Source organism: Agromyces sp. NPDC058484, assembly GCF_042720415.1.
GTDB lineage: Bacteria > Actinomycetota > Actinomycetes > Actinomycetales > Microbacteriaceae > Agromyces.
The window spans coordinates 80,090-103,261 of record NZ_JBHXMP010000011.1 but is presented as its reverse complement, the minus strand read 5'-3'; the positions used below and the strand labels follow the sequence as shown (position 1 = coordinate 103,261).

The 23,172-nt window shown below is 67.9% G+C and carries 18 protein-coding genes and 1 pseudogene; 8 read left to right on the top strand and 11 right to left on the bottom strand.

The features are described 5' to 3' along the window. Positions 1–18 precede the first annotated feature (18 nt). The 3 genes and pseudogenes from rpsF to ACFWN7_RS10830 all read right to left on the bottom strand — a co-directional run. Positions 19–381, bottom strand: a pseudogene (rpsF, locus tag ACFWN7_RS10840) (30S ribosomal protein S6); the annotation flags it as partial. Between the two features lie 377 nt (positions 382–758). Further along, on the bottom strand, positions 759–1,547 hold the full coding sequence (locus tag ACFWN7_RS10835; RefSeq protein ID WP_376938810.1) for a hypothetical protein: 789 nt from the start codon (positions 1,545–1,547) through the stop codon (positions 759–761). A 255-nt stretch (positions 1,548–1,802) separates the two neighbouring features. Next, a complete protein-coding gene (locus tag ACFWN7_RS10830) occupies positions 1,803–3,239 on the bottom strand; it encodes a CCA tRNA nucleotidyltransferase (protein WP_376938809.1) in 1,437 nt (478 codons plus the stop codon). 73 nt (positions 3,240–3,312) lie between these two features. On the opposite strand from ACFWN7_RS10830, the gene ACFWN7_RS10825 reads away from it, so the two are divergent. From ACFWN7_RS10825 to ACFWN7_RS10800, 6 genes are all read left to right on the top strand, one after another. Further along, the gene (locus ACFWN7_RS10825; RefSeq protein WP_376938808.1) at positions 3,313–5,823 is read left to right on the top strand and encodes a DUF6049 family protein; all 2,511 of its coding nucleotides are present in this window, start codon (positions 3,313–3,315) and stop codon (positions 5,821–5,823) included. Next, a complete protein-coding gene (murJ, locus tag ACFWN7_RS10820) occupies positions 5,816–7,432 on the top strand; it encodes a murein biosynthesis integral membrane protein MurJ (protein WP_376938807.1) in 1,617 nt (538 codons plus the stop codon). Before ACFWN7_RS10825 ends, murJ begins: the two co-directional genes overlap by 8 nt. A gap of 180 nt (positions 7,433–7,612) precedes the next feature. Continuing rightward, entirely contained in the window at positions 7,613–8,608 is a 996-nt protein-coding gene (gene trxB, locus ACFWN7_RS10815; RefSeq protein WP_376938806.1) for a thioredoxin-disulfide reductase, read from the top strand. Positions 8,609–8,664: 56 nt separating this feature from the next. Further along, positions 8,665–8,988: a thioredoxin gene (trxA, locus tag ACFWN7_RS10810; protein ID WP_376938805.1), complete on the top strand. Its 324-nt coding sequence runs from the start codon at positions 8,665–8,667 to the stop codon at positions 8,986–8,988. Positions 8,989–9,166: 178 nt separating this feature from the next. After that, the gene (locus ACFWN7_RS10805; RefSeq protein ID WP_376938804.1) at positions 9,167–10,492 is read left to right on the top strand and encodes a PLP-dependent aminotransferase family protein; all 1,326 of its coding nucleotides are present in this window, start codon (positions 9,167–9,169) and stop codon (positions 10,490–10,492) included. Between the two features lie 18 nt (positions 10,493–10,510). Next, complete coding sequence (locus ACFWN7_RS10800) at positions 10,511–11,482, top strand: D-alanine--D-alanine ligase (RefSeq protein WP_376938803.1); 972 nt, start codon at positions 10,511–10,513, stop codon at positions 11,480–11,482. A 42-nt stretch (positions 11,483–11,524) separates the two neighbouring features. On the opposite strand, the gene ACFWN7_RS10795 is transcribed toward ACFWN7_RS10800, so the two are convergent. From ACFWN7_RS10795 to rpmH, 8 genes are all read right to left on the bottom strand, one after another. Beyond that, complete coding sequence (locus ACFWN7_RS10795; RefSeq protein ID WP_376938802.1) at positions 11,525–12,508, bottom strand: ParB/RepB/Spo0J family partition protein; 984 nt, start codon at positions 12,506–12,508, stop codon at positions 11,525–11,527. Continuing rightward, a complete protein-coding gene (locus ACFWN7_RS10790) occupies positions 12,498–13,379 on the bottom strand; it encodes a ParA family protein (protein WP_376938840.1) in 882 nt (293 codons plus the stop codon). The genes ACFWN7_RS10795 and ACFWN7_RS10790 overlap by 11 nt, the downstream gene beginning before the upstream one ends. A gap of 3,255 nt (positions 13,380–16,634) precedes the next feature. After that, the gene (rsmG, locus tag ACFWN7_RS10785; RefSeq protein WP_376938801.1) at positions 16,635–17,264 is read right to left on the bottom strand and encodes a 16S rRNA (guanine(527)-N(7))-methyltransferase RsmG; all 630 of its coding nucleotides are present in this window, start codon (positions 17,262–17,264) and stop codon (positions 16,635–16,637) included. A gap of 16 nt (positions 17,265–17,280) precedes the next feature. Continuing rightward, positions 17,281–17,778, bottom strand: coding sequence for a protein jag (locus ACFWN7_RS10780; protein ID WP_376938800.1), 498 nt, complete (start codon positions 17,776–17,778; stop codon positions 17,281–17,283). Between the two features lie 3 nt (positions 17,779–17,781). Then, on the bottom strand, positions 17,782–18,744 hold the full coding sequence (gene yidC / locus ACFWN7_RS10775) for a membrane protein insertase YidC (RefSeq protein ID WP_376938799.1): 963 nt from the start codon (positions 18,742–18,744) through the stop codon (positions 17,782–17,784). Positions 18,745–18,753: 9 nt separating this feature from the next. After that, the gene (gene yidD, locus ACFWN7_RS10770; protein ID WP_376938798.1) at positions 18,754–19,143 is read right to left on the bottom strand and encodes a membrane protein insertion efficiency factor YidD; all 390 of its coding nucleotides are present in this window, start codon (positions 19,141–19,143) and stop codon (positions 18,754–18,756) included. Position 19,144: 1 nt separating this feature from the next. Then, positions 19,145–19,564, bottom strand: a complete 420-nt coding sequence (gene rnpA / locus ACFWN7_RS10765; RefSeq protein ID WP_376938797.1) for a ribonuclease P protein component — start codon at positions 19,562–19,564, stop codon at positions 19,145–19,147. Positions 19,565–19,571: 7 nt separating this feature from the next. Further along, the gene (gene rpmH / locus ACFWN7_RS10760; RefSeq protein WP_022889115.1) at positions 19,572–19,709 is read right to left on the bottom strand and encodes a 50S ribosomal protein L34; all 138 of its coding nucleotides are present in this window, start codon (positions 19,707–19,709) and stop codon (positions 19,572–19,574) included. 358 nt (positions 19,710–20,067) lie between these two features. Here rpmH and dnaA point away from each other — a divergent pair, with 358 nt between their 5' ends. Beyond that, positions 20,068–21,558, top strand: a complete 1,491-nt coding sequence (gene dnaA, locus ACFWN7_RS10755; protein WP_376938796.1) for a chromosomal replication initiator protein DnaA — start codon at positions 20,068–20,070, stop codon at positions 21,556–21,558. A 393-nt stretch (positions 21,559–21,951) separates the two neighbouring features. Continuing rightward, on the top strand, positions 21,952–23,100 hold the full coding sequence (gene dnaN, locus ACFWN7_RS10750) for a DNA polymerase III subunit beta (RefSeq protein WP_376938795.1): 1,149 nt from the start codon (positions 21,952–21,954) through the stop codon (positions 23,098–23,100). Positions 23,101–23,172 lie beyond the last annotated feature (72 nt).

Below are 23,172 nucleotides of genomic sequence, written 5' to 3'. Positions count from 1 at the left end.
GGCAGCGGCCTTCGCGCCGGCCTTCGCGGCGGAGGCGGCCTTCTTCGCGGCCTTCTCCTCCTGCGCCTTGGCGTGGGCGGCGACCTGGGCGATCGCCTCTTCCGCGCGGAGCACCTTCGTGCGCATGACGGCCTCGCTGAGGTTCAGCTGGCGGTCGAGCTCGTCGGTGGTCTTGGACTCGGCGGTGAAGTCGACGACGGCGTAGATGCCCTCGGACTTCTTGTTGATCTCGTAGGCCAGACGACGACGTCCCCAGATGTCGACCTTGTCGACGGTACCGCCATCATTGCGGATGACGTTGAGGAACTTGTCAAGGCTGGGAGCAACGGTGCGCTCGTCGATCTCGGGATCGAGGATGACCATCAGCTCGTACTGGTGCATGACTAACCCACCTCCTTCGGACTATACGGTTGCAGACTCTCTGCAACAGGAGGGTTGTGCATACGTCGCTCCGAGGAGGCCGCGCCTGCGGCGCACGGGCAACCTCCCTATCGTAACGGATGCCGCGCCCCCACGCCATTCGCGCCGCCAGGCCCTCCGCCCGCGCCACCCCTCGCGCCGGCCCGCTCCTCGCGCCTTCCGCGTGGAACCGCGCCCGCGCCGACAGCGCCTCGCGCCTTCCGCGTGGAACCGCGCCCGCGCCGCCCCGCCCGCACACGCCCGCGCTCCCGCGCCGCGCCCGCACCTGCCCGCGCTCCCGCGCCGTGCCCGCGCACCGCACCTGCCCCCGCTACGGGGGTGCTTTCCGGCCATTTGCTCTACTGCGCGCCCGTCAGCGTGGCCGGAGTGCACCCCCGGAATGCACGTCGAGCTGCGGAAGCCCGACCTCGAGCAGGGCCTGGCGGAGTTTGCTCTGCGCGATCGCGATGCCCCAGCACGTGCATCTGGCCCCTACTCAGCGACTCGCCCACCGATTCGGCGCGTCCGTCGGCGAACTCGATCGCGACCTGAGCTCCGCGAGTCCCACGTCGACGACCATCGGCGTCGAGGCGCCCGAACACGTCGGCTCGGCCGACCCCGCAAGCCGTGACTGCGGCATCCGTTCGCAGGATGCTGCCCAGACCGGCATCCAACGCGATCACCGAGCTGAGGAATGGTCGTGAACAGGCGAGGTCCACCAACGTCTGCACGAGCCCCGTGACCAGGAATCCGTTCACCTCGACCACTTCGTCGAGGTCGACGGGGGTCCTGCGCCACCGCACGCCGTGCTCGGAACGAGGTGCGGTGCCGCGGACGTCGGCCAGTTCGACCACCAGTGGAGCCGGCCCGAGACGTGCCAGCCCCCACACCGCGGCGGCGGACTCGTGCGAGAGCACTGGCCACCGGCGCCGGGTGTGAACGACGGCGCCGATTCGCGCGAGCTCGAGACGACGGTGGGATGCCGCATTCCACTGTGCGCCGCTCGCGTACACGCCCGCTCGCACGCGGTGAAGATGGCCGGCGGCCGCGTCACGTCGCAGCGTGCGCGCTGACGTGTGCGGAGCGGCCGCCGTTCGCGCCAGCAGCATCGAGAGGGACGCAGGATTCGCCTGATTGGACTTCGCCATTCCCGGATCTTCGCGGTGGAAGTACCTGGCCGGCGCGCGTGTTCGGCGCCGCGGGCGATTCCTTGGGCGTACTGACACCTGTGGAGGAAGAGTCCTGTCCCGCACTCGCTCGTTCCAGGGGTGCTTATCGGCCAACCCGGCGTGGACACCCCTAGCAGGGTGGCCAGAATGCACCCTCAGATGGGAGCGCGGGAACGCCGGCAGCGCCGGCAGCGCCGGCAGCGCCGGCAGCGCGGGCAGCGCGGGCAACGCGGGCTACGCGCCGCGCTGCGCCCACCAGGCGCGCAGGCGCTCGGCCGCGGCATCCGGGCCGATGGGGCCCTCATCGAGCCGAACCTCGAGCAGATACCGGTACGCCTCACCCACCACCGGCCCCGGCCGAACGCCGAGGAGCGCCATGATCTGCTGCCCGTCGAGGTCGGGTCGCACCGCGGCGAGCTCCTCCTCAGCGGCGAGCACCGTGATGCGCTCCTCGAGGTCGTCGTAGGCGAATCCGAGGCGGTCGGCCTTGCGACGGTTGCGGGTCGTGACATCCGCCCGCGTGAGGATGTGCAACCGCTCGAGCTGATCAGCCGCGCCGGCGTCGCGCACGTAGCGGCGCACGGCCGAGTCGGTCCACGCGCCATCCGTGTACCCGAAGAACCGCAGGTGCAGCTCGATGAGCCGCGAGACGGCCGCGATCGTGTCGTTGTCGAACCGCAGCGCGCGCAGCCGCTTGCGGGCAAGCTTCGCGCCGACGAGATCGTGATGGTGGAACGACACCGCTCCGCCACGTTCGAGCCGGCGCGTCGCCGGCTTGCCGATGTCGTGCAGCAGCGCCGCGAGCCGCACGACGAGGTCGGGCGACGCCATCTGCCCGCGCGACACCTCGTAGTCGATCGCCTGGTCGAGCACGGTGAGGCTGTGCTCGTACACGTCCTTGTGGTGGTGGTGCTCGTCGACCTCGAGGCGCAGCGCCGGGATCTCGGGCAGCACCCGCTCGGCGAGTCCCGATTCGACCAGCAGACGGATGCCGCCACGCGGCGCTCCCGTGAGCAGCAGCTTCGACAACTCATCGCGCACCCGTTCGGCCGAGATCCGGTCGATCTGGGGGGCCAGCTCCGTCATGGCGGCCCGCGTGCCCCGCTCGACCTCGAAGCCGAGCTGGGACGAGAAGCGGGCGGCGCGGAGCATCCGCAGCGGATCATCGCCGAACGACTGCTCGGGCGCGGCCGGCGTGCGGAGGACGCCCGCGACGAGATCCTCCACCCCGCCCGACGGGTCGACGAGGGTGAGCTGGGGCAGGCGAAGGGCGAGTGCATTCACCGTGAAGTCGCGGCGGGTGAGGTCGGCTTCGAGGGATTCGCCGAACACGACCTCGGGCTTGCGCGACTCGCCGTCGTAGGCGTCGGCCCGGTAGGTCGTGATCTCGACGGTCTCGCCCTCGATCCTCGCCCCGATCGTGCCGAACGCGCGGCCGATGTCCCAGTGCGCCTCGGCGATCGGCTTCACGATCGCGAGGATCTCGTCGGGCGAGGCATCCGTCGTGAAATCGAGGTCGTTGGTGGTGCGACCGAGGAACGCATCGCGAACCGGGCCCCCGACGAGTGCGATCTCGTGGCCGGCGGCGGCGAAGGCGGCCGCGAGCTGCGCGACGGTCGGCGAAGCAGCCAGCTCGCCCAGCCGGTCGAGGGCCGCCGCGACACTCTGCATGCCCCTATGTTAAGCGGCGCGGTCCGGACCCCGCCGAGCGGATGCCCCGGAGCCACGCCGTAGAATCGCCTGCATGGTGGCCGAGTCGAGACCTGCGCGTCGCCGCGCCGACTCCACCACCCCCAGGTCGAGCCGTCGCGGTCGCCTGGTGATCTTCGGCATCGCCGCGGCTGCGCTCGTGGGCATCGTCGCACCGTTCGCCGCCGACAGCGGACTCGGCTCCTCGCACAGCGTGCAGGCGATGCTCGCCCTCGCCGCCGTCGAACCCGCCGCCGGCTCCGAGGGCACGCCTGGCGCGGGTCGGTCCGAGCAGCCTGCCGCCGAAGAGACGGCTGGACTCAGGGTGAGCGTCTCGCCGACGATCTCGACGAGCATGTCGTTCGGCGCGCCCGTCGCGATCTCCGTCGAGATCGAGAACGCCACCGGCGAATCCTTGGCTCCGGGGCTCGTGCGCCTCGTGCGCGCGGCCGACGTCATCGACGATGCCGGCGAGCTCGACGGCTGGCTCGCGGGCGGGTCCGGTGGCCCCGCGGGGACCGACGCCGACGCGGGCACCGACGCCGACGTGGGGACCGACGCCGACGCGGGCACGGACGGCCCGGTGGTCGTCCTCGCCGAGGGCGAATCACGCAGCCTCCCGTCGGGCGGCTCGACGGTCGTGTCGTTCACGGTTCCCGCCGACGCCTTCGCCGATGTCGCCGCCTCACCCGTCGTCGGTCTCGGCGCGCAGCTGCGGATCGGCGAGACCCTCGTGGCCTCCGGCGCCGCCGCTTACCCGAACACGGGCGTGCCGGCGGCCGGATCGGTCGCCGTGGCACTCGCGGCCCCGCTCACGGCACCCCCGGACGATGACGCGACCGGGCTCATCGGGGCGACCCAGCTCGAGAACTGGACGGGCCCGACGGGGCTCCTCACCCGCCAACTCGACGCCCTTACCGGCCGTCGTGTCGCCATCGGACTCGATCCTCGCATCATCGCCTCGATCCGTGTGCTGGGAACCAGCGCGCCCGCCTCGGCGACCGCCTGGCTCGAACGTCTCGCCAGCCTGCCGAACGAGGTATTCCCGCTCGCCTACGCCGACGCCGATCTCGCCGCGCAATCGCAGCTCGACCTGCCGGCACCGCTCGCAGCTACCTCGTTCGTCGACGTGCTCGATCCGGTGAACTTCGCGACCCCGGCCGATGAAGACGCGGATGCCGACGCTGATGACGTCGCGGACGCGACACCGACGGATGCCCCGGCCGAACCCCAGCCCACCCCCGACGCCGTGCCGACCACCGAAGAGCTCCTCGAGTGGTCCTACACGCGCACCGACATCGCTTGGCCGGCCGATGACACGATCGCCGCCGGCGATCTCGCCTACCTCGACGCGGCCGGCCTATCGACCACGCTCCTCGCCCCCGGCAATGCCGAGCCGATCGAGGGCGCCCTGTCGTCCGCAGCGAACATCGACGGCTCGACGGCGCTGGTCGCCGATGCCGGGCTGACCGAGCCCCTGCGGGCGGCATCCGTGGCCTCCACCGACACCGAATGGCGAGCCGCGACCGGCGCGCTGCTCTCGGAGCTTGCGCTCGACGCCGGCGCCGCCCGCACGACCGTGCTCGCGACGTTCGATCGCGGCGCCCCCGCCCGCTCCGAACGGGTCTCCGCGCTCATCGACGAGATCGCAGGTTCCCAATGGTCGACGCTCGCCGGCCTCGCCGACGCGATCGGCGCGCCGCCCGAGTCGCGCACCCTCATCGACGAGCCCGAACCCGCCGAGCGGCTCGCGGTGATCGAGCGCCTGGTGGACGCCGAGGCCGACGTTTCCGCGTTCGCGAGCGTCCTCGACGACGAACGCCTCCTGACCGGCCCGACCAGACGCGAGTTGCTCTCGCTTCTCGACGTCGCCTGGATCGACGACCCCGACGCCTGGAGCACCGCGGTCGCCGACTGGCTGGCCGCGCAGCGCAGCGTGCTCGGCGCGGTCTCTGTCGTGCCGAGCAGCCAGGTCAACGTGGTTTCGCGCACGAGCCCGCTGCCCACGACGATCGAGAACACCCTGCCGTACCCGGTCACCGTCATCGTCGAGGTCGAGCCGTCGAACGGCCGGCTCATCGTCGACGACCGGGTCGAGTTCACGGTCGGTCCCGAGTCGCGGGGCACCGTGAACGTCCCCGTCGAGGCGGGTGTCGGCAACGGCGAAGTCCTGCTCACGGTCTCGCTCTCCTCGCCCACCGGGGTCCCGATCGGCAGCGCCGTGACGATCCCCGCGAACGTGCAGGCCGACTGGGAGGGGCTCGGCGCGGCCATCCTCGCCACAATCGCCGTGCTCGTGTTCGGGATCGGCATCTGGCGCAGCATCCGCCGCCGCCGTCGCGAGCGCGCCGCCGCGGCCGCCGAGACCCATCCGGATGCCGCGAACGAGCGCACGGATGCCGCGACCTCCGACCCCACCGAGCGCGCGGATGCCGCGACCTCCGACCCCACCGAGCATGCGGATGCCGCGACCTCCGACCCCACCGAGCATGCCGATGCCGCGGCATCCGACACCGCCGAAACCCCCTCAGCCGGTTCTGGCACGGGGGACCCCCGCCGTGGCTGAGGATCGCATCGGCCGCGCGAGCGTCTTCCTCGCCTCGGGCACCATCGTGTCGCGGCTGCTCGGCTTCGTGAAGGCGATCGTGCTCGCCGCGACCATCGGCGTCGTGGGCTCGGCGAGCGCCGACGCGTTCGCCGTCGCGAACGGCCTGCCGAACACGGTCTACGTCATCGTGGCGGGCGGGGTGCTGAGCGCCGTGCTCGTACCGCAGATCGTGCGCGCGAGCACGCACACCGACGGCGGAAGCGCCTACATCAACAAGCTGCTCACCCTGGCGCTCGTCGTGATCGGCGCGGCGACCGTCGTCGCCACCGCCCTCGCGCCCGTGCTGGCGTGGATCTACGCCGGCTCGAACCCCGAGATCCTGCCGCTCGCGATCGCGTTCGCGTGGTGGTGCCTGCCGCAGATCTTCTTCTACGGCCTGTACACGCTGCTCGGCGAGGTGCTGAACGCCCGTCGCAGCTTCGGCCCGTTCACCTGGGTGCCGGTGCTCAACAACGTCGTCGCCCTCGTCGGCCTCGTGGCGTTCGGCCTGCTGTTCGGCTTCGATCCCGACGGCACCCGGGGCGTGAACGAGTGGACGCCCGGCATGGTCGCCCTCCTCGCCGGGTCGGCGACGCTCGGCATCGTCGCGCAGGCGATCGTGCTGTTCTGGTTCTGGCGGCGCATCGGGCTGCGCTACCGTCCTGACTTCAAATGGCGCGGCGTCGGCCTCGGCACCGCCGGCCGCATGGCCGGGTGGACGTTCGGGATGCTGCTGCTCACCACCCTCGCGGGCATCGTGCAGACCCAGGTCGTGCTGCTCGCATCGGGCGAGGGTGCATCCCTCGCCGCGATCGACAACGCGTGGCTCGTGTTCATGCTGCCCCACTCCGTCATCACCGTGTCGATCGCGACGGCGTACTTCACGCGCATGAGCGAGCACGCCCACCAGGGCGCCCTCGACCGGGTGCGCGACGACCTCTCGAGCGCGATTCGCGGTGTTTCGGTCATCCTCGTCCTCGCGTCGGGTGTGCTCGTCGTGGTCGCATACCCGTTCGCGGCGGTGTTCCAGCCCGGTCTCGCCGGGGCATCCGCGCTCGGCAATGTCATCATCGCCTTCGCCGTCGGACTCGTCGGCTTCAGCATCCTGTTCGTCGTGCAGCGAACGTTCTACGCGCTGGGCGACACGCGCACGCCCTTCTTCTTCACGCTGTTCCAGGTCGTCGTGTTCTCGATCGCCGCGCTGGCGTGCATCTTCCTGCCGGTGGAATGGATCGCGGTCGGCGTGGCACTCGCGACCACCCTCGCCACGACCGCGCAACTCCTGCTCGCCGTCGTCCTGCTCCGGCGGCGCCTCGGGCACCTCGACGGCAAGCGCATCCTCGTCAGCCTCCTCCGCGACCTCGTCGCGGTGGCCATGCCGGTGGTGGCGGGCCTCGCCGTCCTCCTCGCCCTCGGCGGCTTCACCGACGGCGGGTTCGCCGTGCGCGACCGCATCGGCGCCATCATCACGATGGCGATCATCGGCGCGGTGATGGCGGTGCTCTACTTCGGTGTGCTCTGGATGCTCCGGTCGCCCGAACTGCGGGGGTTCGCGGCCCCGCTCCTCGCCCGCCTGCGCCGCCGCTGACGACGGCCGGCATGATCAGCGGATGCCGCGGCCAGGTCATGCGGCCCGCGGCATCCGTCGCGCCGGCAGTTCGCGCTGGCCTCTCAGGCGCCGGAATACGCCGCGCCTAGACTGTGTTGACCAGTTCGTGACATCCGTTTCGGCGGATGCCCCGAATCACCAGCAACGACGGGAGCGGGTTTGCGCGACATCATCATCATCGGTTCAGGCCCGGCCGGCTTCACGGCTGCGATCTACGCCGCGCGCGCGAACCTGGAGCCGCTGCTCATCGCGAGTTCCGTCGAGATCGGCGGCGAGCTGATGAACACGACCGAGGTCGAGAACTACCCCGGCTTCCCCGACGGCATCATGGGGCCCGACCTGATGGCGAAGTTCCAGGCCCAGGCCGAGCGGTTCGGCACCGAGGTGGTCTACGACGATGTCGTCGAGCTCGAGCTCGACGGCCCGGTCAAGCGCGTGAAACTCGGCAACGGCGACGTGCACGAGGCATCCGCGCTCATCTACGCGACCGGCTCGGCCTACCGCAAGCTCGGCCTGCCCGAAGAGGAGGTCCTCTCGGGCCACGGCCTGTCGTGGTGCGCCACGTGCGACGGCTTCTTCTTCCGCCAGAAGACCATCGCGGTGGTCGGCGGCGGCGACTCGGCGATGGAGGAGGCGACCTTCCTCACCCGCTTCGCCGACAAGGTGTACGTGATCCACCGTCGCGACTCGCTCAAGGCGTCGAAGATCATGCAGCAGCGCGCGTTCGACAACGAGAAGATCGAGTTCATCTGGAACGCCGAGATCGCCGCGATCCACGGCGACGCGCAGGTGAACGGCGTGACGCTTCGCGACACCGTCACCGGCGACGTGCGTGCGCTCGACCTCGACGGCCTCTTCGTCGCGATCGGCAACGATCCGCGCACGCACCTCGTGCACGGCAAGCTCGACCTCACGCCCGAGGGCACGATCGCGGTCGAGGGCCGCTCGTCGAAGACCTCGGTGGCGGGCGTGTTCGCCGCCGGCGACGTGATCGACCCGCACTACCGGCAGGCGGTCACCGCTGCCGGGTCGGGCACGGTCGCCGCGCTCGACGCCGAGCACTACCTCGCGGCGCTCGGCGAGACCGACGACGCCGCGGAGGCTGCCTTAGCCGAGGCATCAGTCGCCGAACTCGTCAGCTCGGCGGTCAAGTAGGCGGCCAGCCGATTGCACGCCACGCGACATCCGATTTCCATCGAAGGAGAAACCCAATGACTGCACGCGCTGTGACCGAGGCCACCTGGGAGCAGGAGGTTCTCAACAACGAGAGGGCCGTGCTCGTCGACTTCTGGGCCGAGTGGTGCGGCCCGTGCCGTGCGGTGAGCCCGATCCTCGACCAGATCGCGACCGAGCACTCCGACAAGCTCGACATCGTGAAGCTGAACGTCGACGAGAACCCGCAGCTCGCGATGAAGTACCAGATCACCGCGATTCCCGCGTTCAAGGTCTTCGAGAAGGGCGAGGTCGTGAAGACCGTCATCGGCGCCAAGCCGAAGCCCGCCCTCGAGGCCGACCTCGCCGCCTACATCTCGTAGCCGGCCGCCTCGCGAACCTTGAGACCCGCCCGGTGCACGCCGGGCGGGTCTTTTCGCTCCCATCGACCCCACGCCCACCCCACCCGTTCGCAGCAGCGGATGCCGCGGCATCCGTCGATCGAACGGGCACGACCTCGGCGACAACTAGCATGAATAGTCTGAGCAGAACGGAAGCCAAGTGACCTCTGACGGCGTCCCCCAGCGGACCGGCAACAATCTCGACCCCTGGTACGCGAACTACGCCGAGCGAGCCGCCGGGTTCGCCGCCTCGGAGGTCCGTGCCCTCTTCGCCGTCGCCTCCCGCCCCGAGGTCGTCTCACTCGCCGGCGGAATGCCGTTCGTTTCGGCCCTGCCGCAGGAGCTCATCGTGTCATCGATGGAGAAGGTCATGCGCACGCAGGGCCCGACCGCGCTGCAATACGGCTCTGGCCAGGGTATTCCTGCGCTTCGGGAACACATTCTCGATGTCATGTCGCTCGAGGGGATTCGGGGTTCCGTCGACAATGTCGTCACCTCGACCGGCTCCCAGCAGGCGCTCGACCTCGTCGCGAAGCTCTTCATCGACCCCGGCGACGTGATCCTCGCCGAGGCGCCGAGCTACGTCGGTGCGATGGGGGTGTTCCGCTCCTACCAGGCGACGGTCGTGCACGTCGCGATGGATGAGCACGGGCTCATTCCCGAGGCGCTGCGCCAGACCATCGCGCACCTTCGCGGGCAGGGCCGGCGCCTCAAGTTCCTCTACACGATCCCGAATTTCCACAATCCTGCCGGCGTCACCCTCTCGGCCGAGCGACGGCCGGAGATCCTCGAGATCTGTCGCACGAACGAGATCCTCGTGCTCGAGGACAACCCCTACGGCCTGCTGCACTTCGACGAACCGGCGCCGAACGCGTTGCGCTCGCTCGATCCAGACGGAGTGATCTACCTCGGCTCCTTCTCCAAGACACTCGCACCCGGATTCCGGGTCGGCTGGGCGCTCGCCCCGCACGCGATCCGCGAGAAGCTCATCCTCGCCGCTGAATCGGCGATCCTCTCGCCGAGCTCGTTCAGCCAGCTGGTCGTCTCCGAGTACCTCTCGACGACCGACTGGCGGGCCCAGATCGACACCTTCCGCGGAGTCTACCGCGAACGCAAGGAGGCCATGGTCGAAGCGCTGGGGGAGTACCTTCCCCAGCTGTCGTGGACCGATCCGAACGGCGGCTTCTACGTGTGGGTGACGATGCCCGACGTGCTCGATTCGAAGCAGATGCTTCCGCGTGCGGTCAAGGAGCTCGTCGCCTACACCCCCGGCACGGCGTTCTTCGCCGACGGCCGCGGCCGTCACGCGATGCGGCTCTCCTTCTGCTACCCGACCCTTGACGCGATCCGCGTCGGCATCCGTCGTCTGGCGACCGTCGTGAACGGCGAGCTCGACCTGCTCGACACGTTCGCCGGAACCGGGTTGCTGCAGCTGCCCCCGAGCGTCGACACTCACGACTCCGCCCCGCCATCCGACCTGAAGTAGTGGAGAAAACCCCAGATCATGAGTGATTCCAACGGTCATTACGTCGTCGTGCTCGCGGGTGGCATCTCGCACGAGCGCGATGTGTCGCTCCGTTCCGGTCGGCGCGTCGCCGACGCGCTCACGGCTGCCGGTCATCGTGTGGTGCTGCGCGATCCGGATGCCGGACTGTTGCCGTTCCTCGCAAAGGAGCGTCCGGACGTGGTGTTTCCCGCCCTGCACGGCTCGAGCGGTGAGGACGGATCGCTGCTCGACCTCCTCCAGGCGCTCGGGGTTCCGACCGTCGGGTCCACCGGTGCGAGCGCGCGCCGCGCGTGGTCGAAGCCCGTGGCGAGCTCGCTCATCGCCGACATCGGCCTCGCGGTGCCAGAATCGATCGTGCTCTCGCATGAAGCCTTCCGGGAACTCGGGGCGGCGAGCGTGCTGCAGGTCGTGCATTCCGCGCTCGAGGGTGATCTCGTGGTCAAGCCCGCTTCGGGTGGATCGGCGCAGGGCGTGAGCATCGTCGTGGACTCGAACGATCTGCCTCGCGCGATGGTCGAGGCATTCACGTATGCCGACGTCGCGGTGGTCGAACGACGCGTCGTCGGCACCGAGATCGCGGTGGCCGTCGTCGACACGGGCGATGGCCCCAGGGCGCTCACGCCGGTCGAGATCGAACCGACCGACGGCGTGTACAGCTTCCAGGCCCGGTACAACGCGGGGGAGACGACGTTCTACGCGCCGTCGCGACGTGGTGAGGATGTCATCGAATCGGTGAAGGATGCCGCGGTGCTCGCACACCGCACCCTCGGGCTCCGCGATCTCTCCCGGGTCGACTTCATCGTCGATGACGACGGAACTCCGTGGTTCCTCGAGGCCAACGTCATTCCCGGGCTCACCGAGACCTCACTCGTTCCGCTGGCGATCGAGGCATCCGGCACGGATGCCCCGACGATCTACGGCGGGCTGGTGAGCGCCGCGGCGGCCCGCGCTTCCATCCGCACCCCCTGACCTCGGGGCTCCGTGCGGAGCCATCCCGTGGTGGCCCTGAGATCAGACGCCTTCGAGTTCCTCACCCAGGTCGCTGAGGATGCGCCGCAGATCTTGCACCGTTGCGAAATCGATGCTGATCTGGCCTTTCCGTGCTCCGAGTGCGATGCGGACGCGGGTATTGAGCCGATCGCCCAAGCGCCCGGCCAGGTCGTCGAGGAATTCCTGGCGTCGGCCCGCTGCGGGCTTCGCGCGCGACGGCTTCGGCTCGCTCGTTGCGGCGGCTTCGGCCGCTCGCACGGACAGCTCCTCGTTCACGATCTTGTCGGCGAAGCGCTGCATCTCCTCGGGGTCGTCGCCCACCGAGAGAATCGCCCGCGCGTGGCCGGCGCTCAGCACACCCGCAGCCACCCGCAGTTGCACGGGCTCGGGCAGCTTCAGGAGGCGTAGCGTGTTCGAGATCTGTGGACGCGATCTGCCGATCCGGGACGCGAGTTCCTCCTGCGTGATACCGAAGTCGGAGAGCAACTGCTGATACGCGGAGGCTTCTTCCAGTGGGTTGAGTTGCGAGCGATGCAGGTTCTCGAGCAGGGCGTCACGCAGCATCGCCTCATCGGCGGTGTCCTTGACGACGGCGGGGATCGTGTCGAGTGCCGCCTCCTTCGTAGCACGCAACCTTCGTTCGCCCATGACGAGTTCGTACTTGCCGGGCTGGTCGGGATGCGGGCGTACGACGATCGGCTGCAGGACCCCGAATTCCCTGATGCTGTGCACCAGTTCGGCGAGGTCGTCGGGATCGAAGACACTCCGGGGCTGTTGCGCGTTCGGGAGGATGTCGTTCGGGTTGAGTCGTGCGAGATGAGCTCCCGGCACGGTGAGCAGTTCCTCGGCCGCGGCGGCCTGTTCGACCGCGGCGATCGCGGTGGCCGGGGTTGATTCGGCGTCGGGGAAGAACACGTCGACGGGCCGGGCCGACCGGACTACGTCATCACCGCCGGGGATGAGGGCGCCGATTCCCCGTCCGAGGCCCGTTCGCTTAGTTGCCATCTGTGGTTTCCTTCGAGTTCGAGGCGGATCGGCGAGCGATCTCGGCGGCTGCCTCACGATATGACAACGACCCGCTTGAAGCGAAGTCGTAGCTGATGACGCTCTGGCCGTAACTTGGAGCTTCGGATACCCGCACGGAACGCGGAATGATCGTGGTGAGCGTCTGGCTGGGGAAGTGGTCGCGTACCTCTTGCGCCACCTGCTGCGCAAGGTTGGTGCGGGAGTCGTACATCGTCAAGAGGATGGTCGAGAGGCGAAGCTCGGGATTGAGGTGCTTCTCGATCAGTTCGATGTTGCTCAGCAGTTGCGACAGTCCCTCGAGCGCGTAGTACTCGCACTGGATCGGAATCAACACTTCGCGCGCCGCGACGAAAGCGTTGATCGTGAGGAGCCCGAGCGACGGCGGGCAATCGATGAAGACGTAGTCGTACGGCCGGTCCATGGTCGCCAGATGTCTGTCGAGCGCGCGCCGCAAGCGCTGCTCGCGTGCGACGAGCGAGACGAGTTCGATCTCAGCGCCGGCGAGATGGATCGTGGCGGGAACGCAATCGAGTTGTTCGTGCTCGGTCGAGGGGCGGATCACCTCGGAGAGCGGGAGGTCGGCGACCAGCACCTCGTATACGCTCTGGTCTTCAGAGCGGTGATCGACGCCGAGGGCGGTCGAAGCGTTCCCTTGGGGGTCGAGGTCGACGACCAGTACATGTGCACCGGCACGCGCCAGGGCGGCCGCGAGGTTCACTGCGGTGGTGGTCTTTCCCACACCACCCTTCTGGTTCGAGATCGTAAGGATCCGTGTGCTCGGGGGTAAGGGCAGCACGGCCTCATCGAGCGCGACACGCCGACGGGTCTCATCGGCAAGTTGATCGGCCAGGGGCGTTCCTCCGTGTTCAAGCCCCGTTTCACGTGAAACGGGGCGTGTTGAGCGGCGTTCGAGGGTTTCACGTGAAACGTCGATTCCCCGCCCGGTCGTCGTCGCCGCGATGGAGGCGTCGGTTGGCCAGGACGCCGGCAGTGCGCGGCTCAATGGGTCAGAGGGGCTGGGCGGCGTCGATGAGGCCTCTGGGGCCCGATCGGGCTGCCCACCGTCGTTCACGTGGGCCACGGTGGGCGTGGCAATCGAGTGGTCGGCCTCGAGCTCCGCGGTCGTCCACCCTTGAGTGTCAGTGGCTGGATCGCCTTGAGTGTCAGTGGCTGGATCGAACTCCCGGGTGGGCCCCACCGTCGCAGTCGGTGCGGCAGGATCAGCGGAGCCGAACTCACCGCCATCCACTGCTTCGGCGGCCCGCGCGGACTCGGCCGGGAGACCAGCGGGCGAGTGTCTGGCTTCGGTTGCCGCGGCAGTGGACGCGGGCTCGCTGATCAGCTCGGCGGCGGCCACCGGTTCGCGATCGGCGGTCGAAGTGGAATCGACGGATCGGCCGGAGCTTGGAAGGGTGGTCGACTCAAAGTCAGGAACGGGTGTGTGCTCGGGGATCAGGTCGACGGGGGGAGTTGGCGTTGGCCTAGCGGTCGCCTTTGATGCGGGGACCGGTGAGGCCTCGGCGGTCGGCACTGCCTCGGCGGTCGGCACTGCCTCGGCGGTCGGCACTGCCACAGCGGTCGGCACTGCCTCAGCGGTCGGCACTGCCTCAGTGGCGACCGGTTCGGCCTCGGCGGCGGCCGGCGGTTCGCGATCCTCGGTTGGTGTGAACGAGACAGGGGGACGTGGCGTTGGCGTCGTGGTCGACTCCGCTGCGGACTCGGAGATCGGCTCGGCCTCGGCGGCCTGCACGGCCACAGCGTCGGCGATCCGCGCGGCCTCAGCGGCGGCGGCTGGCAACGGCTCGCCGATCGGTACCGATTCGACGAACGGCTCGGACTCGGCGCCGGGCGTGGCATGGGGCGCGGTGGTCGACCTGGCTGCCGATGAATCTGGTGCATCCCGCTGGATGCGTTGCTGTTCAGAGACGCCTCGCGCCGTCGGCGTCTGCGGCTCGGGTATGGACTGATCGGTAGGCAGCGGCGACGCGGTATCCATCGCGGTGTCGCCGACGATCTCGCGGATGATGTCCTCGAGCAGGCGGTCGGCGGTGGACTCGGAGGGCATGTGCGGCGGTTCGCCTACCCACCGCTCGTCGGGCTCGTCGCTCAGCGCCGCGGCCGTCGCGGCATCCCAGTCGATGCTCGAAACCGGAGCGGAAGCCACGTACCCCACGGGATGTGCGTCTGCCTTGTCTTGCTGATCTAGCGGCGTTCCGGCGGTTCCGAGTGACGTCGCATCGGCGCCTGTGGGGTGGGTCCTCCCTTGAGATTCCGGGCGATCGTGTCTTGAGGAATCCGCCACATCGTCGGCCCCAGCGTTCGATCGGAACGAATCGCTCTCCGTCGAAGTCCACGGCGCGCCGTCCTGGTCCGAGTGGGTGCGAGGATCGGTCGGAGCCGGTTCACCGCGGCGATCCTCCAGGTGTGCTTCCACCGAGCCAGAGGGTGCCGTGCCGGTTGGCCGGCCGGGTTCGGGCCGATGACGCTTGCGATGGAACCACCCGCGTCCTCCACCCTGTGCCATACCGACTGCTCCAACCCGCTGCTCGCATCCCGTCCGTGAACCGGCGGCGCTCCGCAGGACACGATAGTCAAGCCTAACCGCCTGATCGTCGTGCACGAGTGAGGATCGCGAGTCCTCGAAGGATCCGAGCGACCACTGTGCTGTGGAGGAGGGGTGACGACGAGCCCGTCGGCTCCAACGAGGGAGTCGACTCGACGTGTGAGCGCACCGACAATGCCTCTGCGCGCACCCAAGCGGTTCACCCTCCAGTTGCCGCGTCCATATCAGCCGATGAAGCGTCGTGCGCCCGTCGCCCCGGGACGATCCTCGACGGATGCCTGAACCAACTCGAGGTTTGGGTTTCGGTGCGCGTCCGCGCCGACCATTCGCGAGGTCTGACCGTCCGCGCGATGCGACTCGGCCAGTGCATCAGCGTGGGCGACGATTCACAACAAACACCGGGTCGGTGTTGTAATGGTGCGCCACCCGAAGCATCGATCAACGCGCGCACCTTCTGGCCGGGCTGAAGGAAGGCGGACGTGGCTCGCGTCGATGGCACAAAGGGTGGGCGTTTCACGTGAAACGTACCAGCCGGGTGTCCGCTTGCCCCTTTGCACCGATTACGCGAGTGGTCGGTAAGGCGCCCCGGCCTGTGGCCCCGACGCGATGCGTCTGGGCCCGATGCGCGTCGTCCGGGGTGCCTTGTCCAGGCATCTCGTCCCGACACGATGTTGCTGGCGTTTCACGTGAACGCACCGGCCCCGTGTTCCGCTCGCCCGTGGCAGTGACTTTGCGAGCGGATCGCTGATGTGGAATGAGACCGGCCCGATGCGCCCGGCCGATGCCGGGCGCATCGTTGAGACACGATCGTGATGGCGTTTCACGTGAAACGCTCGGCCGGTGTCCCGGTGCCCGTGTCGACTACACTCGCGCCGACCACAGATATCCAGTCTCGCCTAGAGCTGACTAGCACGTGATGCGCCCATTCAAAGGCCGCGTGGACAACGTGTTTACACGTGAACTCACCCGGCCAGCGTTCTCACGTGCGCCCCGGAGCACGCCCCGGGCGACTACGTCTGCCGTGCCGAATAGCCACCCTGCGCTCCACCTCGTCCGAGACGGGCCAACACGTGGCTGGCGATTCACCCGAGACTCCACCCGGCGGGGGTGTTCTGGTGGGCGGCCCGGGCCGACCACGCCCATGCCTTCCTCTGCTGAGCCGGAACGGCGCCTCGCTCCCGTCGTCCGAAGGGCGCCGTTGTCTCGAGGGCGCGGTGGTCCCGAAGGACGCCGCTGTTCAGGATGTCTCCATGATCCGCGGCGAGGTCAGGGGTCCAGAGCGCGCACCCCGCGCCGATGGCGTCGCCCGCCCGGCTCTGGCTTCCGAAGAAGATCGGTGTGAGGCGACCTTTGTGCGTGCCGACCCAGATTCGCATGCGGCGATCGGCCCGCTCGCGACCCCTCCGTGGCCGTCAGAGGTGAGCGACCCTGGGTGATCTTTGCGCCCCTAAAACGCGTGATGTGGCCACCGGTCCCACATGCGGCTTCGCTCCTCTCGGGCGGGCGTCATCACGAGGAGCCGCGGTGAAGAACGGTGAGCCGTCAGCCCACAACACCGCGGAACACGCGAGTGACCTCATCGGTGACGCCCTCGCCGAGCACGAGTACTTCGGTGTCATGCACGTGATACTTGCGGATCACCTTCTCGGCAGCGGTGATCTCGCCATCGACGCCGGCGCCCTTCATGAGTACGAGCTCGCCGCCTGGTCGAACCAGGGGAGCGGTGATGGGTATGAGGGTGCGAAGCGCACTCACGGCCCGTGCAGTCACCTGATCCAGCGCGCCCTTGAGCTTCGCCTCCTCGGCGCGCGCCCGGATCACATCGACGTTGTCGAGCTCCAGCTCCTGCACTTGGCGCTCGAGCCATGTCACACGGCGCTCCATCGGCTCGATGAGCGTGAACGAGACGTCAGGCCGCACGATCGCGAGCACGAGTCCGGGCAACCCTGCTCCGGATCCCACGTCGCCCACGCGCCCGACGCGGAGCAGGGGAGCGACGAGTGCACTGTTCAGGATGTGCCTCGTCCAGAGTCTCGGAAGCTCGAGCGGGCCGATCAGGCCGAGTTCTTCGCCCTGGCGCGCGAGTGCCTGAGTAAAGGCGCGACCACGCTCGAGATGCGAACCGAAGATGTGCGCTGCGGCGTGAGGCTCGCGCTCGAGTCCCTCGATCATCGTTTCACGTGAAACGTCAGGCACCGCGGGTGATGACGGTGTGTCGTTCTGCACCCTCACCGCGGGATTCCGAGTGGAACCCGTGCTCACTCACGAGGTCGTGCACCAGCTTTCGCTCGTACGACGACATGGGCGGCAGTGCCGCCTCGGTCGCACCCGCCTCGATGCGCTCGACCGCGCGGATGACGAGGCTCGCAAGCTCGTTGCGCCGCACATCGCGGGAGCCGCCGATATCGAGGATGAGGCGGGAGAACGCGCCGGTCTTCGTCTGCACGGCGAGGCGGGTGAGCTCCTGGAGGGCGCTCACGGTGTCTGGCTTGGAGAGCAGGTTCAGGTTCGCCCCCTCGCCCGCGTTCACCGACACGTAGGCGCGGCCATTGCGAGCATCGATGTCGATATCGCCGTCGAGGTCGCAGATGTCGAGGAGTTCCTCGATGTAGTCCGCGGCGATGTCGCCTTCTTCTTCGAGTTGGGCGATCGACCGATCGTCCGTGTCGTGCTGCACGTTGGTCATGGGCTATTTCCCGCTCTGCTTCTTCGCGCGAGCCTTGCTGATCGGCTGCTGGCGCTGGGTTTTCTTCGGTTCTTCTACGATCACTGTGCCGTCGTGCTTCTCGTCGACGACGAGCTTGCCCTTCTTTGCGAGGCGTGCCTCGCGGGCCTTCGCGGCCTCACTACCGGGCGTCGGCATGTTGCGGATCACCACGAACTGCTGGCCCATGGTCCAGAAGTTGGAAACAAGCCAGTAGAACATCACGCCGATGGGGAACGCGACACCCGAGAAGGCGAACACGAGCGGGAGGAGGTAGAGCAGCACTCGCTGCTGGCGGAACATCGGGCTCGCCTTGGTCTCGGGCGACATGTTCTTGGAGACGATCTGCAGCTGCGTGATGAACTGCGAGGCGGTCATCAGCACGATCATCACCGACGCGACGACCATGACCTGCCACGGTTGGAAGTCGTTGTTCCACGCGTTGATGAACGTATCGTTCAGCGGCGCGCCGAGGAACTCGGCGTTCGAGAACGATTCGGCGAGTGCGGGCGTCAGAAGCCCGACACCGCCGCGAGCGGCATGGATCGACGCGTCGTTCAGCACCGAGAACAGGCCGAAGAAGATCGGCATCTGCAGCAGGAGCGGAAGGCACGAGGAGAGTGGGTTGGTACCGGTCTTCTTGTAGAGCTCCATGGTCTCGCGCGACATCGCCTCACGAGAGAACTGGTCCTTCTTGCCCTTGTACTTGTCCTGGATCTTCTTCAGTTGCGGGGCGACCTCGAGCATGCGGCGCTGGCTCTTGATCTGTCGCACGAAGATCGGGATCAGTGCGGCCCGCACCACGATGACGAGGCCGACGATCGAGAGCACCCACGTGAGACCCGCGTCGGGGTCGAGCCCGAAGAACGTCCACATCGAGTGGAACGCCACGAGGATCAGCTCGATGACCCATTTGATGGGCCAGAGGATCAGGCTGATGAAGTCCATTGGGTGAAGTCAGTCCTTCCGGGACACGGTGGGGGTGGAGCGAACCAGATTCGGCACGTCGCGAACATCTGAGGTCAGAGGTGCAGACGCGAGCCCTTCACGGCCGACCGGAACCACCCAGCCGAAGGCGGTGACGCGGTATCGCGCGTGACGCGCAGGACGCACATCGTCGATGCCACCCTGCGTCCAAGGATTGCAGCGAAGGATGCGCCAGGCCGTCAGCGCTGCGCCGACGACGAGACCCTGCTGCTGCACCGATCCAAGACCGTACGCCGAGCACGACGGATGGTAGCGGCAGACGTCGCCGTACAGCGGGGAAATGACCGCCCGGTACGCGCGGAGCAGCAGCACACCGACGTTGCGGGGGATGAGCAGCATGAAGAAGGCGACGTCGCGCATCTCAGGCGCCCTTCGCAGGCACGACACCGGATGCCGCGGTGGGCGCCGTGACCTCGGCCGCCGTGTTCGCTCGCGCGTGCCCGACGCGAGCCCGCGATCGGGCGAGCGCGTTCAGGACCTCGTCGCGGAGCACGGGCCACGTGGCATCCGCTGCACCGGGCAGAGCGCGTACGACGACGTCGACGCCCTGGACACCGCCGAGGAGCGCCTCGTGGCACGCCGCTTTGAGGCGCCGACGCACGAGGTTGCGTCGGACTGCGGTGCCGACCTTCTTCGAGACGATGAAGCCGAAGCGTGCGTCGGTGCCCGACTCCCGCGAGCGCACATAGCTCACGGTATGGGCGCCGGCCACCTTCGCACCTCGGCGCACGATGACTCGATAGTCGTCCGCCCTCGTGATGCGATTGGCTTTGGCGAGCACCGAGCGACTATGCGGAGAGTTCGGTGCGACCCTTGGCGCGACGTGCCGACAGGATGGCACGGCCCGCACGGGTGCGCATGCGAAGACGGAAGCCGTGCTTCTTGGCGCGACGACGGTTGTTCGGCTGGAACGTACGCTTGCTCATTCTTCTTCTCCGACTGTCGGATCTTCGCGCCGCACCGCGAAATGCGATGTCATGGCGGGAAAACTGGGTGCCCGAAGGGCTGGGGTCAACTGATTAAAACTACGGCCTCGGAGTCCCGGGGTCAAACCAGGTGCGGCTCGAGCTGGGGCGTGGTGCAAACGACACAGTATCCTCCCCTCCTCGGGATCCCCTGTGGACCGACACGCGCGGGACGTCGAATCCCCCGCTCGGCATTTGTGGCGAAGCCTCTCGTTCGCTACCGTTTGAGACCAGTTATCCCCAGCTCGGTTCGCGCAATCTCGGGCCTCTTGCCGAATCTGCTCACAGGACGTGGATAACGTTGTGAACGCGTCGCCTTATGCCGCTTGCTCCGTCGATCGGGGGGTCGATGAACGGCACACGAGGCACCGAAAGAATGCGGGGAACGATGACAGAGCAGCCCATTTCCGAGACATGGGCCACCGTGCTCGACCGGCTGTCCGACGACGAGGCGATCACGCCGATGCTCCAGGGCTTCCTCAACCTCGTCGAACCCAAGGGCATCGCGGCCGGCACCTTCTACCTCGAGGTGCCGAACGACTTCACGGCGAGCATGCTCAACCAACGGATGCGCGTGTCCCTGCTGTCGGCGATGAGCGCGATCGACGGCCCCGCGTCGGTGACCTCCTTCTACGTCGTCGTGAATCCCGAACTCGAGGAGACGCGGGGGCCCGAGCCGCACGCTGGGAACCTCGATGACTACCAGAATCCCGTCGAACTGCCGGCGTCGCCGCAGTCCGTGTTCGAGAACACCAATGCCGACCGCCCGCGTGATTCGCGCCTGAATCCCAAGTACTCGTTCGACAGTTTCGTCATCGGCCAGTCCAACCGCTTCGCCCACGCTGCGGCGGTCGCCGTGGCCGAGGCGCCGGCGAAGGCCTACAACCCGCTGTTCATCTACGGCGACTCGGGTTTGGGCAAGACGCACCTCCTGCACGCGATCGGTCACTACGCGATGAGCCTGTACCCCGGCATCCGCGTGCGGTACGTGAGCTCCGAGGAGTTCACGAACGACTTCATCAACTCCATCGCGAACAACCGCGGCTCGCTGTTCCAGCAGCGGTACCGCAACATCGACATCCTGCTGATCGACGACATCCAGTTCCTGCAGGGAAAGGCCGAAACGCAGGAGGCCTTCTTCCACACGTTCAACACCCTGCACGACCACAACAAGCAGGTCGTGATCACGAGTGATGTGCCGCCCAAGCACCTCACCGGATTCGAAGACCGCATGCGCAGCCGCTTCGAATGGGGTCTCATCACCGACGTCCAGGCGCCCGACCTCGAGACCCGTATCGCGATCCTCCGCAAGAAGGCCCAGTCCGAGCGCCTACAGGTTCCCGACGACATCCTCGAGTACATGGCGTCGAAGGTCTCGAGCAACATCCGCGAACTCGAGGGCACGCTCATTCGCGTGACGGCATTCGCGAGCCTGAACCGAACTCCGGTCGACATGCCGCTCGTGCAGACGGTGCTGAAGGACCTGATCACGGATGACACCGACAATGTGGTGGCGCCGGTCGACATCATCACGGCGACCGCCGAGTACTTCAAGCTCACGGTCGACGACCTCTACGGATCGAGCCGTTCACAGGCGGTCGCGACGGCACGGCAGATCGCCATGTATCTCTGCCGCGAGCTCACGAGCCTCTCCCTGCCGAAGATCGGGCAACTGTTCGGCAACCGCGACCACACCACGGTCATGTACGCGAACAAGAAGATCTCCGAGCTCATGAAGGAACGGCGCTCGATCTACAACCAGGTCACCGAGCTCACGGCTCGCATCAAGCAGACGAGTCGTTACCGCTGATCGGATGCCGCGCGCGCCGGCCGCACGCGCGCGCGCCGCCGCACGAATCCCACAGCTTGTGGAAAACCTGTGGATTGTTAACGAGCAACCCCCTGCGCGCTGTTGAGATCACGATCGAGCCTGTGCACAACCTGCCCCGGCGCAGGGGTCGAGCCCGCGGCATCCGTCTCGAAATCCACACACCGTGCACAGATGGGATGTCGTCTCTCGGGCGTGATTCCGGCGATCGCTGCACACCATCCACAGTTTCCACAGCGGTTAACACCGTTAAGAGAAATGGATTAACCGGGGATTCCCGACAACATTCGATTCGGACCGAATCTCTCCCGTCGCCGCGTGGGGCTCTGCGGATAGCATGGGGAGGCCACGAAACGCATCCACGACGGGAGAACCGTGAAGTTCCAGGTCAATCGCGACGTCTTCAGTGAGGCCGTTTCCTTCGCCGTGAAGCTGCTGCCGCAGCGCACGACACTGCCGATCCTCTCCGGCATCCTCATCCAGGCGCGCGATGACGGTCTCGTGCTGTCGTCGTTCGACTACGAGGTCTCCTCCCAGACCGAGATCCAGGCCGACGTCGAGGAGCCCGGCACCGTGCTGGTGTCAGGCCGGCTGCTCGCGGAGATCGCCGGCCGCCTGCCCAACGCGCCCGTGCGCGTGACGACCCAGGACGCCCGTATCTCGGTCACCTGCGGATCCGCGAACTTCACCCTGCTGTCCATGCCGGTGGAGGAATACCCGTCCATTCCCGAGATCGGCGCGGAATCTGGCGTGGTGCCGGCCGAGGAGTTCGCTACGGCCGTGGCGCAGGTCGCGGTCGCGGCATCCCGCGATGACGTCACTCCCGTGATCACCGGTGTGCAACTCGAGGTCCGCGAGAACAACCTGAGCCTCGTGGCCACCGACCGGTACCGGGTGGCGGTGCGCGAGATCGATTGGGACGGCGGCTCGGTTGCGAGCGCGGAGGCCGTCACCGCGCTCGTCCCGGCGCGCACCCTCCAAGAGGTCGGCAAGACGTTCGGGCACTCGGGTACCATCTCGGTGGCGATCACGAGCAGAGACGACCGCGAGCTCATCGCCTTCAGCGCCGAGAAGAAGACCGTCACGTCGCTGCTCATCAAGGGCAACTTCCCGCCGGTGCGCCGGCTCTTCCCCGACACGGTCGACAACCACGCGGTCATGAACACCGCCGAGCTCATCGAGGCGACTCGTCGCGTCGCTCTCGTGCTCGAACGCGAGGCCGCGCTCCGCTACAGCTTCACGGCCGACGGGCTCACCCTCGAGGCGATCGGCAGTGAGCAGGCGCAGGCGTCGGAGTCGATCGACGCGATCCTCACCGGCGATGACACGGTCGTGTCCCTGAAGCCGCAGTTCCTTCTCGACGGCCTCGGCGCCGTGCACTCCGAGTTCGTGCGCATCTCGTTCACCAAGACCGAGAACCCCAACAAGCCGGGTCCGGTGCTCATCACGAGCCAGTCTTCTCGCGAGCAGGCCGGCGCCGACACGTACCGCTACCTTCTGCAGCCGAACCTGCTGCTGCGCTGATCGGGCGGCGCAGTGCCGTCTCCCGCCACCGTCAGCGGCGGGCGGTAGCGTGGTGATTCGCGGCGTGGTGAT